The following is a 13610-nucleotide window of genomic DNA, read 5'->3' as shown; positions in this document are numbered from 1 at the left end:
AGCGAATAAAACAGAGAGGACGGTCATCCATGCCCGCGACCTTCGGGCTGGCCGTGGAGAATTTCACCTCGGCTCAGAAGACCCCCCAGATCGAAGAATTGCTCGTCACGGCTCGCCGCGCCGAACAACTCGGATTCACCTCGCTGTGGGCGTGGGACCACCTCTTCCTCGGCAGCCGCCAGCCCTTCCCCCAGCTGGAGGTGCTGACCACGCTGGCGGTGCTGGCGAGCCACACGACGACGATCACCCTGGGGACCGGAGTCCTCGTCCTGCCGATCCGGGATCCGGCCCTGCTGGCCAAGACCGCCGCCACCATCCAGGCCGTCTCCAACGGCCGGTTGCGCCTCGGTGTCGCTGCCGGTTGGTACGAACGCGAATTCGAGGCGACGGGAACGCCTTTCAAGGGCCGCGGCAAGATCTTCGAGCGCAATCTGGAGATCTGCATGAATCTGTGGACCCAACCGGAGGTGACCGGCACCTGGGACGACCGGTCGTTCCGCCGCGTCAAGATGTTGCCACTCCCGCAGCCGCGTCCCCAGGTCCTGATCGGCGGCTACGTCGACCGCGTGCTCAAACGCGCCGCCACCCTCGGGGACGGCTGGCTGACCTACTTCTACACGGCCGAGGCCTTCAGCGAGTCGTGGGCCAAGATCTGCCGATTCGCCGAGGAGGCCGGCCGCGACCCGGCCGACCTGCACTCGCTGAACCAGCTGCCGATCTGCATCGGCCCCTCCAAGGAGAAGGCGCAAGCCCTCACCGGGCCGTGGCTGGCGTCGTACTTCGACACTCCGGACTGGAGCAGTGCGACCCCGGAGAGCGCGATCTGCGGCACTCCGGAGGACTGCGCAGAACAGATCGCGGCTCACCTCGACGCCGGCGTCCAGGAGATCTGCCTGGTGCCGCACGCCTACGATCCCGAGCAGGTGGAGTGGTTCGCCGCCGAAGTCCGTCCGCTGCTCGGCAGTATGGTGGGGGCCGCATGAGTGGACGCCTGACGACGCTCGGGGTGCTGGACGCCCGCGCCGAACTGGAAGGGCTCAGCCGCACCGATGCCGACAAGCTGACCACCGCCGCCGAGGCGGTGCGCCGGCTCGTTCCCGACGACGCGGTCGTCGGTGTCGGCGGCACCAACCACGCTCGCACCCCGATGGCGTTGCTCATCGAGATCCTGCGCCAGGGCCGTTCCGGATTGACGATGGCCCGGCCGCTGTCGTGCATCGAGGCCGAACTCATGCTGGCCACCGGTACCGCCGAGCGGATCATGACCAGCTGGATCGGCGTCGGCCACGGCTGGGGCCTTGCCCCGGTCGTACGTCGCCTGGTCGAAGAGGGCCGCCCCGTGTTCGAGGAGTGGAGCCATCTCGGAATCGGCCTGCGCTACAAGGCCGGAGCCATGGGGGTGCCCTACCTGCCCACGGTCAGCATGCTGGGCTCCGACATCGACCGGAAGCTCGACCTGGCCAAGGTCGCCTGCCCGTACACCGGGCAGACGCTCAACGCCGTCCCCAGTCTCAACCCCGACGTGGCACTCATTCACGTGCAGCGCGCCGACCGGTTGGGCAACGCCCAGATCGACGGATACCAGCTGATGGACGCCGACCTGGCACTGGCCGCGCGGCGCGTCATCCTCTCCGCCGAGGAGATCGTGGACACCGACCAGTTCCGGCTCGATCCCGCACGCACGGTCATTCCCGGCTTCGCGGTCGACGCGGTGGTGCATCAGCCGATGGGCGCCTACCCCCACGAGTGCTACGGGCACTACGAAGCCGACCTCGACGAGTTCACCGCCTACATGCAGGCGGTCAAGTCCGGCGGCATCCAGGGTGCCCGGGCGTACGTGGAGAGCCTGACCGCCCATCCCGACCATGACGCCTTCTGCGCCGCGATCGACCCGACCCGGCTGTCGGCGCTGCGACGTACCGCCGAGGAGATGCTTCCGCGATGACCGACTCCCTCACCCCCACCGTCGACCTGGAATCGCTCAGCGGCGCACAGCATCCCGACGCACGACCCGACGAGATCATGACGATCGCCGCGAGCCGTCTGCTCGAGGACGGCAAGGTGCTGTTCGCCGGCATCGGACAGCCGCTGGTGGCCGCGGCGATCGCCAAGCGCCGCCAGGCGCCCACCCTGACGGTGCTGCTCGAAGGCGGCATGATCGGCATCGAACTGCTGCCCGGGCACCTGCCGGCATCGACGAATGAGGTCCGTGCGGCCGTCGGAGCGCAGATGCTGACCGGTGCCGCCGACATCTTCCTGATGGCCCAGCGCGGCTTCTTCGACTACGGCTTCATCGGTGTCGCCCAGGTCGATCAGTACGGCAACGTCAACACCAGCATCGTCGGCGATCACGAGCAGCCGTCGGTGCGGCTGCCCGGTCCCGGCGGCGCCAACGACATCGCCTCGATGTGCAACCAGGTCGTCGTCGTCACCCAGCACGAGCCACGCCGGTTCGTCGAGAAGGTCGACTTCATCACCAGTCCGGGCTTCTTGACCGGTGGCACCAGTCGCCGCGACAGCGGGCTCGTCTACGGCGGGCCCGCCTGGGTGGTCACCGATCTGGCGATGCTCGACTTCGCCCCCGACTCACACCGGATGAGGATCCGGGCCCTGCAGGCCGGGGTCACGCTCGACCAGGTGCGGGCGGCGACCGGGTTCGAGTTGCTGGTCCACGACGACGTCCACGAACTCCCACCGGTCGCCGACGACGAACTCGCGCTGTTGCGATACCTCGTCAACGGCGGGACACCAGAGCTGGAGGTAACGAGATGACCGTGCAGGAGACGCTGCCGACACCCGCGGAGCGCACCGCGGCCACCTGCTTCGAGTACCAGCGCGCCCAGACCTGGTCCGATGCCGTCGAGCTGCTGGAACTGTGGGACGGCGAGGCCAAGATCCTCGCCGGCGGGCAGAGCCTGATCCCGATGCTCAACTTGCGGTTGGCCTTTCCCGGCGCACTCATCGACGTCAACCCCATCGCGGCCGCCGACCCGCGCGTCGAAGACGGCCACCTCGTGATCGACGCCAACACCCGCCACAAGACGCTGATGACGTCAGACGCGGTGCGCACCCACGCGCCACTGCTCGCCCACATCATTCCGTTCATCGGCAACGTCCGGGTACGCAATCGCGGCACCTTCGGCGGCACACTGTCACACGCCGACCCGACCGCCGAGATCGCCGCGGCCGTCATGGCCCTGGGCGGGGAGATCCTCCTGCAGGGACCGGCGGGCCGGCGAACCGTCAGCGCCGACTCCTTCTTCATCACCTACCTGACCACCGCGACCGAACCGAACGAGGTGGTCGTCGGCGCGCGCATCCCCGTCGGCGGCGCGGGACGCTGGGGGTTCCACGAAGTAGTGCGCCGCTACTCGGATTTCGCGACGGTCAGCGTCTCCGTCATGGCGCGCCCGGCCTCGGACGGAGAACCGGGACTGCGCGTCGTGCTCGGCGGCGTCGCCGACCGCCCCCTGCTCGTCGACCAGGAGATGCTCGCACCCGCGCGCGCCGACCCCGGCAGCCCCGACGGCGCCCGGCAGAGCGCCGACGCGATCGCCGCCGCACTGGACCCCGACAGCGATCTGCACGGCAGCGCCGACTACCGGCGCCGCCTCGTCGCCGTCCACACCCGCCGCCTGCTGCAGCAGGTGTTGAGCGAACAGGGAGATGCCGAATGATCCGGACACAGGTGGTTCTTCGGGTGAACGGCCGCGACCACGAGGTGTGGGTGCGCAATGACCGCACACTGCTCGACGTCCTGCACGACGACCTCGGCATGCCCGACGTGCGGTACGGCTGCGCCGAAGGCGTGTGCGGCACCTGCACCGTGCTGATGGACGACGACCCGGTCAGCGCGTGCGCCGTATACGCCGTCCAGGCGGAGGGCCACGAGATCGTCACTCTGCGCGGGTGGTCGGATCCTCAAGAAGAGGCCCACCCGCTACAGAAGTGCTTCCTCGAGCGCGGCGCCTCCCAGTGCGGATTCTGCACGCCGGGAATGCTTCTGACCGCGGCCACGCTCGCCGAACGCAATCCGGACGCCTCCCGCGAGGAGATCCGGCACGAACTCGTCGGCAACCTGTGCCGCTGCACCGGCTACCAGGCCATCGTCGACGCGGTGGAGGATTACCTGCACCTGTCGACACCCCCATCGCCTGAGAAGGAGGATGCCCAGTGACGACCGTCGAACCAGGGACCACTCCCGACACCACCGAACCGCCCAGCGCGCCTGCCGAGTTCGATCCCGACGTCGACTCCGGCCCCCAGGACCGGGAGCGCAACTTCCGCGTCGTCGGGCAGTCACCCGCGCACCACGACTTCATCAACAAGGTCCGCGGCACCCTGCTGTACGCCGCGGACTGGAGCCTGCCGGGCATGCTGCACGGGAAGATCGTCCGGTCCGACATGGCCTCGGCCAAGATCGTCCGGATCGACACGTCGGCCGCCGAGCGACTCGAAGGTGTCGAAGCGGTGCTCACCGCGGCCGACGTGCCGCACAACGCGGTCGTCGAGCACGCCAGCGGCGGCCTCGGTGAGTTGACGGTCGAACAGCCCGTACTCGCGGCCGACCGGGTCCGCTACGTCGGCGAGCCGATCGCGGTGGTGGCCGCCGTCGATCCCGAGACCGCCGCGGAGGCAGCCGATCTCGTCGAGATCGAATACGAGCCCCTGCCCGGCGTCTTCAGTCCCGAAGAAGCGCTGGCCGACGGTGCGCCCCTGGTCCACGACGAGGGCAACGTCCTGGTCAACTGGCACATCGAACGCGGCGACCTCGACGCCGCATTCGAACAGGCCGACATCGTGGTGGACCGCACCTATCGCAGCCAGCCCGTGGAGCACGCCTACCTGGAGACCGAAGCCGGTGTCGGGTGGATCGAGAACGACGTTGTCACGCTGCGCATCTCGACACAGGTCATCGAGCACGCGGTGGAGATCGCCTCCATCCTCGGATTGCCGCAGAGCCAGGTCCGCCACATCGCGTCCTACATGGGCGGGGGTTTCGGCGGCAAGGAGGACATGACGGTCGAGCCGTACCTGGCGCTGCTGGTCTGGCGCACCCGCCGCCCGGTGCGGATGATCTGGTCACGGCAGGAGTCGATCCTGGCCAGCTCCAAACGCCACCCGTTCACCATGCACTACCGCACCGCCGCGACGAAGCAGGGCGAGATCCTCGCCGTCGACGTCGACGTCATGGGCGACGCCGGCGCCTACCCCTGCCTGAGTGCCCGCGTGCTGTTCGCCGCCGCAGCCCTGTCCCCGGGGCCGTACAGGGTGCCCACCGTCCGGATCCGGTCACGCGCGGTGTTCACCAACAACACCCCTACCAGTGCGTTCCGCGGGTTCGGCGCCATGCAGGTCACCCTCGGTTACGAATCCCAAATGGACACGCTGGCAGCCGAACTGGGACTCAGCCGCCAAGAGGTGCGCGACCGCAACTACATCGAGACCGGTGACCTGCTCGCCGGTGGCGAACCGATCACCACGGCGGTCGCCGTCCGGGAGACGCGCGATGCGGCACTCGCGATGCTCGGCGAGCCGAGCCCGCCCAGCGACCCCGACAAGGTGGTCGGCCAGGGATTCGCGTGCGGCATGCAGCCCTACGGCCGATCGATCTGGTTCCGCGACCACGCCGCGGCCTGGGTCACCCTGCAGGCCGACGGCACGTTGCTGATCCGCAGCGGCGTCACCGATCTCGGCGCAGGCCAGGCGGCAAGCCTCTGCCAGATCGCCTCGGAGATCCTCGGTGTCGCACTGTCCGACATCAGTGTGTACATCGGCGACACCGCGCTGACGCCGCCGGCCGGTGGCACCTACGCCACCCGGCAGCTCTACATGTCCGGCAACGCCATCCTGCGGGCCGCACGCACCCTCCGCGACCAACTCACCCCGGTGGCGGCAGAGGAACTCGGCGTCCCCGAGGACGCGCTGATCTGGGTCGACGGGATGGTCCGCACTGAAGACGGCGCACGCGGGTTGAGCCTGCCCGAACTGGTGCGCGCCGCGAACGAAGCGCGGGTGGACACCGCTGTGCTGCACACCTGGCGCGCCCGCTCCGGGGGGTTCGACCCGCAGAAGGGCCAGGGGCACACCTATCCGGACTACACATTCGGCACCCACGCCGCCGAGGTCGAGGTCGACGTGGAGACCGGCGAGGTGCGGCTGCTCAAGTACGTCGCCTGTCACGACGTCGGGCGCGCGATCAACCCGACGCGGGTGCGCGGCCAGATCATCGGGGGCGCGGCCCAGGGCATCGGCTACGCGTTGACCGAGGACTGTGTCACCGAGGCCGGCCATCCGTCGTCGTCGCTGTTCGCCGATTACCTGATCCCCACGGCGATGGACCTGCCCGACATCGGCGTGGCCATCATCGAGAGCGGTTCCGGCCGCGGGCCTCTGAACGCCCGCGGCATCGGGGAGCCGCCGATCGGCCCGCCGGCAGCCACCATCGCCAGCGCCGTCGAAGCGGCCATCGGATCCCGCCCACAGCAGCTACCCATCACCGCCGAACGGGTGTTGGCGCTCATCGACCAGCAAGGCCTGCAGGACCAGACGAAGGGACGAAGCGCATGAAACTCCAGCATCAGACCGAGGTCGGCGCCTCACCCGAGCACGTGTGGAAGTTCCTGCAGGACACGGCTGCCGTCGTGGAGTGCATGCCGGGCGCCGAACTCGTCGACGACCTCGGCGACGACCGCTACGAAGGCGTGCTGCGCGTGGCGATCGGGCCGCTGAAGATGAACTACGCCGGCCGGGCGTCGGTGGTCGAACGCGACGAGTCGTCGCGACGGATCGTGCTGGACGCCACCGGTCGCGACAAACGCGGGTCCGGCTCGGTGGTCGCACATGTCGCGATGCAGATCGAACCCGTCGACACCGGCACCCGCATCGACGTCGTCTCCGACATCGACCTCACCGGCCGCATCGCGTCTCTTGGCCGTGGGATCCGGGACGTGTCCAACCAGATGTTCACGGCATTCGCCGACGAGCTCGCCGACCGGATCGAGCAACCCGGTCAGCCGGCTCCCGCGGTGGCCGGCATCGCCGCCGGGAACGGCCAGCGGACGGCCGCGGCGGCGACCACCACCGCCGAACACACACCACCCGCCGCCCCTCGGCAGCGCCCTCCCCGCCCCACCGGCGGTGGCGGTGAGATCAAGGTGCTGCCGCTGATCTGGATGGTCACCCGCGAACGCCTGGCCGGCTTCCTGGACCGCGCGGCCGCCCGCGTGCGTCCCAACTGACCGGCACGTCGACACGCACATTCCACGCGCCCCGCGTCGGGTGCGGTACGACGCTGCCTGCACTCTCCGAGCCACCGAACGAGAATCGGGTGATCAGCTATGCGTGAGGTCCTGGCCGAGCTGCTCCCCTGGTGGCGGGCGGGTGAGAGTATCGGTCTCGCAACGGTCGTCGCGACGTTCCGGTCCGCGCCGCGGCCGCCGGGCGCCTCGATGCTGGTCGGGCCGGGTGGGTGCGCTGTCGGGTCGGTGTCCGGAGGCTGTGTCGAGGGTGCGGTCTACGAACTCGCGCAGTCCGTGGTCGCGTCGGGGCGACCGGTGTTGCAGCGTTATGGGGTCTCCGACGACGACGCCTTCGACGTCGGGCTCACCTGTGGCGGCGTCCTCGACGTCTACGTCGAGAAGATCGATCGGTCGACCTTCCCCGATCTGGCGGAGGTCGCCGCTGACATCGACGCCGGCCGGCCGGTCGCGGTCGCCACGGTGATCGAGCATCCCGACCCGGCATGGTTCGGTCGCCGCCTGACCATTCGTCCAGGCGCGGCCGGATCGCCCTCCGTGACGGGCGGTCTGGGATCCGGCCGTGCCGATGACGCGATACGCGACGACGCGCTCGGCCTGCTGGCCACGGGCACCAGCGCCACGCTGACCTACGGGACCGACGGCCAACGTCGTGGCGAGGGGATGCGCGTCTTCGTGTGGGCGTTCGCCCCGAAGCCACGCCTGCTGGTCTTCGGCGCCATCGACTTCGCCGCCGCCGTCGCACGGGCCGGTTCGTTTCTCGGCTACCACGTCACGGTGTGCGACGCGCGGCCGATATTCGCCACGCGAGCACGATTCCCGGATGCCGACGAGGTGGTGGTCGACTGGCCGCACCGTTACCTCCGCGACGAGAAACAGTCCGGAAAACTCGATGCGCGCACCGTCGTGACGGTGCTGACCCATGACCCCAAGTTCGACGTGCCGCTGCTGCAGGTGGCCTTGCGGATCCCCGAGATCGCCTACATCGGCGCGATGGGTTCGCGGCGGACACATCATCAGCGTCTGGACCGGTTGCGGGACAACGGATTGACCGACGACGAACTGGACCGACTGCACAGTCCGATCGGGCTGGATCTGGGTGCGCGCACGCCCGAGGAGACCGCCGTCTCCATCGTCGCGGAGATCATCGCCAGACGGTGGGGCGGCAGCGGCCGGCATCTCAGGGACATCGCCGGAGCGATCCACGCAGGGTCGGAACAGATGTCGGCGCTGCGGGGATAACGGGCCCACGAGTTTTCTGCGAGAACGGAGAGTGCACGATGCTGTCGAAGGTGCTGGTCGCCAACCGCGGCGAGATCGCGATCAGAGCGTTCCGCGCAGCGTACGAGTACGGGATCGACACGGTCGCGGTGTACGCGTTCGAGGACCGCAACTCGTTGCACCGGCTCAAGGCCGACGAGTCCTATCAGATCGGCGAGGTCGGCCATCCGGTCCGGGCGTACCTGTCGGTGGACGAGATCATCCGTGTCGCGCGGGACGCCGGTGCCGACGCGGTGTATCCGGGCTACGGATTCCTCTCCGAGAGTGCGAAGTTGGCGTCGGCATGTGCTGATGCCGGCATCACGTTCATCGGACCGAACCCGTCGGTGCTCGATCTGACGGGCAACAAGACGCAGGCGATCGCGGCCGCCCGCGAGGCCGGGCTGCCCGTGTTGGCCTCGTCGGCGCCGTCGGCGTCGGCTGACGATGTCATCACGGCCGGGCAGTCGATGCGGCTGCCCCTGTTCGTCAAGGCGGTCTCCGGCGGTGGCGGCCGGGGCATGAGACGCGTCACCAACCGCGACACACTCCGCGAAGCGGTCGAAGCCGCCTCGCGCGAGGCGGAGTCCGCCTTCGGCGACCCCCGCGTCTACCTCGAAGAAGCGGTGCAGGATCCGCGCCACATCGAGGTGCAGATCCTGGCCGACTCCACCGGCGAAGTGGTGCACCTGTTCGAACGCGACTGCAGCGTGCAGCGCCGCCACCAGAAGGTCATCGAGATGGCGCCGGCGCCGAACCTCGACGACGACCTGCGACGACGCATCTGTTCGGATGCCGTGGCTTTCGCGCGTCACATCGGCTACACCGGCGCGGGAACGGTGGAGTTCCTCCTCGACCGGTCCGGCGATTACGTGTTCATCGAATGCAACCCGCGGATCCAGGTCGAGCACACGGTGACCGAGGAGATCACCGACGTCGACCTGGTCGCCGCCCAGATCCGCATCGCATCCGGGCACACCCTGTCCGACATCGGCATCGATCAGGCGACGCTCGCCATCCGCGGCGCCGCCGTGCAGTGCCGCATCACCACCGAGAACCCCGCCGACGGATTTCGGCCCGACACCGGCCGTGTGACCGGGTACCGGTCGCCGGGAGGAGCGGGGATACGTCTGGACGGCGGCACCCACATCGGCGCGGAGATCCTCGGGCACTTCGACTCGATGCTGGTCAAGCTGACCTGCCGGGGCAGCGATTTCGCCGCCGCGATCTCGCGCTCGCGCCGCGCCCTGGCCGAGTTCCGCATCCGCGGTGTCTCGACGAACATTCCCTTCCTGCAGGCCGTGCTCGACGACGCCGACTTCGCCGCCGGAAACGTGACCACGTCCTTCATCGACGACCGGCCCGAACTCCTCACCGCACGCTCCCACGCCGACCGCGGCACCAGGATCCTCAACTACCTCGCCGATGTGACCGTCAATCAACCGCACGGCGCCCGCCCGTCGACCGTGTACGCGCATGACAAACTCCCCCCGATTGACCTCCATGCGCCGCCGCCGCAGGGCAGCAGGCAACGCCTGACCGAGTTGGGCCCCCACGGCTTCGCGCAGTGGCTGCGCGATTCGCCCGCACTCGCGGTGACCGACACGACCTTCCGCGACGCCCACCAGTCACTGCTGGCCACCCGGGTGCGCACCTCGGGCCTGCTGGCCGTCGCTCCCCACGTCGCACGCCTGACACCACAGCTGCTCTCGGTGGAATGCTGGGGCGGAGCGACTTACGACGTGGCACTGCGCTTCCTCAAGGAGGACCCGTGGGAGCGCCTCGCCGCGCTGAGGGCCGCGATGCCCAACATCTGCCTCCAGATGCTGCTGCGTGGGCGCAACACCGTCGGCTACACCGCTTTCCCGCCGCGTGTCACCCGGGCGTTCGTGGCCGAGGCTGTCGCGACGGGCATCGACATCTTCCGGATCTTCGACGCGTTGAACAACGTCGAGAACATGCGCCCGGCCATCGACGCGGTCCTCGACTCGGGCGCAGCGGTCGCCGAGGTCGCGCTCTCCTACACCGGCGACCTGTCCGATCCCGACGAGAACCTCTACACCCTCGACTACTACCTCAAGCTGGCCGAGCAGATCGTCGATGCCGGCGCCCATGTGCTGGCCGTCAAGGACATGGCCGGACTGTTGCGCCCTGCGGCGGCGGCGACCCTCGTCGACGCCCTGAAGTCTCGTTTCGACCTGCCGCTGCACATCCACACCCACGACACCCCCGGTGGGCAACTGGCGACCTACCTGGCGGCGTGGCAGGCCGGGGCGGACGCGCTGGACGGCGCCGCGGCACCGCTGGCCGGCACCACCAGCCAACCGGCGCTGTCCTCCATCGTGGCCGCGGCGGCCCACACGCGATTCGACACCGGACTGAGCCTGGACGCGGTGTGCGAACTGGAACCGTACTGGGAGTCGTTACGGAAGATGTACGCCCCGTTCGAGTCTGGTCCGCCCGCTCCGACCGGCAGGGTGTACACCCACGAGATCCCCGGCGGTCAGCTGTCGAATCTGCGGCAGCAGGCAGGCGCACTCGGCCTAGGCGACAGGTTCGAAGAGATCGAAGCCACCTATGCCGCCGCCGATCGCATCCTCGGCAGGCTGGTGAAGGTGACACCGTCGAGCAAGGTGGTGGGTGATCTGGCCCTGGCTCTGGTGGGCGCCGGAGTGACCGCAGACGAGTTCGCCGCTGATCCGGCACGCCACGACATCCCCGACAGTGTCATCGGTTTCCTGCGCGGCGAGCTCGGCGACCCACCCGGCGGATGGCCTGAACCACTGCGCACCAAGGCGCTGGCCGGACGCGGTGAGGCCAGGGCCGAGGAGCCGCTGTCCACCGAGCAGGACGAGGCACTGCGACATCCGGGGAAGACCCGACGCGACACGCTGAACCGGCTCTTGTTCCCCGGGCCTACAGCGGAATTCGAGGCGCACCGCGAGGAATACGGGGACACCTCACAGCTCAGTGCCAACCAGTTCTTCTACGGTCTGCGGCACGGTGAGGAACACCGGGTCGAACTCGAGCGCGGAGTGCAGTTGCTGATCGGGCTCGAAGCGATCTCCGACCCCGACGAACACGGGATGCGCACGGTGATGTGCATCCTCAACGGACAGCTGCGACCCGTCCTCGTGCGCGACCGGAGCATCGAGGCCGTGGCACCCACCATGGAGAAGGCCGACCGCACCAACCCCGACCACGTGGCCGCGCCGTTCGCCGGAGTCGTCACCGTCGGTGTCGCGGTCGGCGCCGAGGTGTGCGCCGGTCAGACCGTCGCCACGATCGAGGCGATGAAGATGGAGGCCGCCATCACCGCGCCCCACGCGGGCACCGTCGAGCGGATCGCCATTGCTCCGACCTCGCATGTCGAGGGCGGAGATCTGCTGATGCTCGTCACCTGAAAGGGCCGGCGCGCGAGCAGGTCTCACCGGGGGCGTTGGGCGAGGATCCGCTGCATCTCGGTGATCTGCAGGGCGATCCCGATCTGGATCGCCAGCGGTGTGCTGGTGCTGAATGGACCGAGGAGTCGTTCGAGCTTGGCCAGCCGGTAGCGCAGCGTGTTGTAGTGGAAGTGCAGGTTCCGCGCCGCCTCGGCCATGTTCATGTTGTGCTTGATCAAGGTCTCCAGCGTCTGGAACATCTCTGACCGTTCCGGCTCGCTCATCCTCAGGACGGGTCCGAGTGTCTCCTCCGCGAAGGTCTGCAACTCGTCGTCACCGACCTGGGCGAGCAGCCGGAAGAGGCCGAGCTCGCCGTACGCGGTCACCGCGCCGGTCCCCGACACCCGAGGTCCCAGGCGCAGGGCGGTGCGTGCCTCCTGATAGGCGGTCGAGACCTCGGCCGGCCCGGGATACGGTCGGCTGACACCGATTGCGTACTGGCTGTGCGTGAACCGCGCCACCTCGTCCTGGACGGCATGTGCGACGGTGAGCACGTCCTGATCGGCGCCGATGACGGCGACCAGTTCGGAGCCAAGGCCCGCTGCGGCGGCCATGCGGTCTCTGCTGCGGACCGCCGACGCCCAGAACTCGACGGCCCGGTCGTCGGCCAGACGGGACCGGCGTTTGGTCGGCCGGGCTTCGTCGGCGGCGCCCTCGCGCCGTCCCACCAGCACGACGATGTCGCGCTCCAGATTCCATCCGAAACCCGAACCCAGCGAGGCGTAGTCGTCCGACTGGGTGTCCGCGCCCGAGATCAGCTCGAACAGCGCATTGGAGGAGAACCGGCGCTCCACCGCCGTCACCGCGAGGTCGCGGGTCACCTCCAGCGCCGCGACGATGGCTGCCTGACCGACCGCCACCATGCTGAACTCGCCGAAGGGCCGGTCGGATTCGACGGCCACCACGAAGCCGTGATGCAGACGGCCCGCCCGAATCTCACTCGAAGCCCAATGCTTTCCGGTGGTGCCGTGAGTGTGCGAGCCGGTTGGCCCCAACCGCAACACGTCGGCGGATTCTGCGTCCACCAGCTCGACGTCGGCCAGCAGCGTCTGATCGCCGGCGTGGGCCAGCACGGCGCCGTGCCGGTCTGTGATCGCGACACCGGCGTCGCCGAGCAGACTGGACAGACTGCCGGCCAGCTCGTTGAGGCCACCGCCCGACAGCGTGATCGCCAGGAATGAGTGGTGGATCTCCTGGGCTCGCTCCAGCGCCGAGGCCTGGCGGTTGACGATGATGCCGAAGGCCCTGCTCAAGATGTCGTCGAAGCGAATGGACTCCGGGATGACGACCAGCGGGAGCCCGATGTGTTCGGCCGCGTCGATCATCGCCTGACTCAGCTCGGGCATGTATCGGTCGAGTTTGATGCCGATACCGGCGATGCCGAGCCCGTGCAGATCGGTCAGCAGCCTGCCCTGGTCCTCGCCGTCGCGAGGCAGGGGATATCCAGTGGCGAGCAGGAACTCGTCCTTGCGGACCCACCGGCCGATGTCCGGGACCGTCATTACGTTCACCGCGCTGATCGCCCGGTCCAGCCTTGATCCGCCCGCCACCAACTCGGCGCCGGCCAGCACCCCGTCGTTGAGCAACTCGCCGAGAGTGAGGGTCTCACTCGCATTCGGGGTCGTCGCATCGGGCGTATCCATGAACC

10 protein-coding genes are annotated in these 13610 nt (G+C 68.9%); 9 read left to right on the top strand and 1 reads right to left on the bottom strand.

The genetic code is table 11. The features are described from left to right. Positions 1-29 precede the first annotated feature (29 nt). The 9 genes from O6P37_RS25665 to O6P37_RS25625 all read left to right on the top strand — a co-directional run bounded on the left by O6P37_RS25665 (position 30) and on the right by O6P37_RS25625 (position 11923). Positions 30-983 carry an LLM class flavin-dependent oxidoreductase gene (locus tag O6P37_RS25665; RefSeq protein ID WP_269896735.1) on the top strand — a complete coding sequence of 318 codons (954 nt, stop codon included), beginning with the start codon at positions 30-32 and terminating at the stop codon, positions 981-983. Continuing rightward, the gene (locus O6P37_RS25660; protein ID WP_269896734.1) at positions 980-1945 is read left to right on the top strand and encodes a CoA transferase subunit A; all 966 of its coding nucleotides are present in this window, start codon (positions 980-982) and stop codon (positions 1943-1945) included. Before O6P37_RS25665 ends, O6P37_RS25660 begins: the two co-directional genes overlap by 4 nt. Then, positions 1942-2772 carry a CoA-transferase subunit beta gene (locus tag O6P37_RS25655; protein ID WP_269896733.1) on the top strand — a complete coding sequence of 277 codons (831 nt, stop codon included), beginning with the start codon at positions 1942-1944 and terminating at the stop codon, positions 2770-2772. Before O6P37_RS25660 ends, O6P37_RS25655 begins: the two co-directional genes overlap by 4 nt. Further along, positions 2769-3677, top strand: a complete 909-nt coding sequence (locus tag O6P37_RS25650; protein ID WP_269896732.1) for an FAD binding domain-containing protein — start codon at positions 2769-2771, stop codon at positions 3675-3677. Before O6P37_RS25655 ends, O6P37_RS25650 begins: the two co-directional genes overlap by 4 nt. Further along, entirely contained in the window at positions 3674-4177 is a 504-nt protein-coding gene (locus O6P37_RS25645; RefSeq protein WP_269896731.1) for a (2Fe-2S)-binding protein, read from the top strand. The genes O6P37_RS25650 and O6P37_RS25645 overlap by 4 nt, the downstream gene beginning before the upstream one ends. After that, a complete protein-coding gene (locus O6P37_RS25640; protein ID WP_269896730.1) occupies positions 4174-6570 on the top strand; it encodes a xanthine dehydrogenase family protein molybdopterin-binding subunit in 2397 nt (798 codons plus the stop codon). The genes O6P37_RS25645 and O6P37_RS25640 overlap by 4 nt, the downstream gene beginning before the upstream one ends. Then, positions 6567-7241: an SRPBCC family protein gene (locus O6P37_RS25635; RefSeq protein WP_269896729.1), complete on the top strand. Its 675-nt coding sequence runs from the start codon at positions 6567-6569 to the stop codon at positions 7239-7241. Before O6P37_RS25640 ends, O6P37_RS25635 begins: the two co-directional genes overlap by 4 nt. A 99-nt stretch (positions 7242-7340) precedes the next feature. Further along, entirely contained in the window at positions 7341-8501 is a 1161-nt protein-coding gene (locus tag O6P37_RS25630) for an XdhC family protein (protein WP_269896728.1), read from the top strand. 38 nt (positions 8502-8539) lie between these two features. Beyond that, positions 8540-11923 carry a pyruvate carboxylase gene (locus O6P37_RS25625; RefSeq protein ID WP_269896727.1) on the top strand — a complete coding sequence of 1128 codons (3384 nt, stop codon included), beginning with the start codon at positions 8540-8542 and terminating at the stop codon, positions 11921-11923. A 23-nt stretch (positions 11924-11946) separates the two neighbouring features. On the opposite strand, the gene O6P37_RS25620 is transcribed toward O6P37_RS25625, so the two are convergent. Then, entirely contained in the window at positions 11947-13605 is a 1659-nt protein-coding gene (locus O6P37_RS25620) for a PucR family transcriptional regulator (RefSeq protein ID WP_269896726.1), read from the bottom strand. Positions 13606-13610: the final 5 nt, after the last annotated feature.

The organism is Mycobacterium hippophais (assembly GCF_027529605.1).
Taxonomy (GTDB): Bacteria; Actinomycetota; Actinomycetes; order Mycobacteriales; family Mycobacteriaceae; genus Mycobacterium; species Mycobacterium arseniciresistens.
Note: the sequence above shows the minus strand (reverse complement) of the source record. Positions and strands in the feature narration are given on the sequence as shown.

Excerpts from the sequence above, each read along its gene's own strand:
- O6P37_RS25665 (WP_269896735.1), top strand. The coding sequence starts at position 30 with ATGCCCGCGACCTTCGGGCTGGCCGTGGAGAATTTCACCTCGGCTCAG.
- O6P37_RS25660 (WP_269896734.1), top strand. The coding sequence starts at position 980 with ATGAGTGGACGCCTGACGACGCTCGGGGTGCTGGACGCCCGCGCCGAA.
- O6P37_RS25655 (WP_269896733.1), top strand. The coding sequence starts at position 1,942 with ATGACCGACTCCCTCACCCCCACCGTCGACCTGGAATCGCTCAGCGGC.
- O6P37_RS25650 (WP_269896732.1), top strand. The coding sequence starts at position 2,769 with ATGACCGTGCAGGAGACGCTGCCGACACCCGCGGAGCGCACCGCGGCC.
- O6P37_RS25645 (WP_269896731.1), top strand. The coding sequence starts at position 3,674 with ATGATCCGGACACAGGTGGTTCTTCGGGTGAACGGCCGCGACCACGAG.
- O6P37_RS25635 (WP_269896729.1), top strand. The coding sequence starts at position 6,567 with ATGAAACTCCAGCATCAGACCGAGGTCGGCGCCTCACCCGAGCACGTG.
- O6P37_RS25630 (WP_269896728.1), top strand. The coding sequence starts at position 7,341 with ATGCGTGAGGTCCTGGCCGAGCTGCTCCCCTGGTGGCGGGCGGGTGAG.
- O6P37_RS25625 (WP_269896727.1), top strand. The coding sequence starts at position 8,540 with ATGCTGTCGAAGGTGCTGGTCGCCAACCGCGGCGAGATCGCGATCAGA.
- O6P37_RS25620 (WP_269896726.1), bottom strand. The coding sequence starts at position 13,605 with ATGGATACGCCCGATGCGACGACCCCGAATGCGAGTGAGACCCTCACT.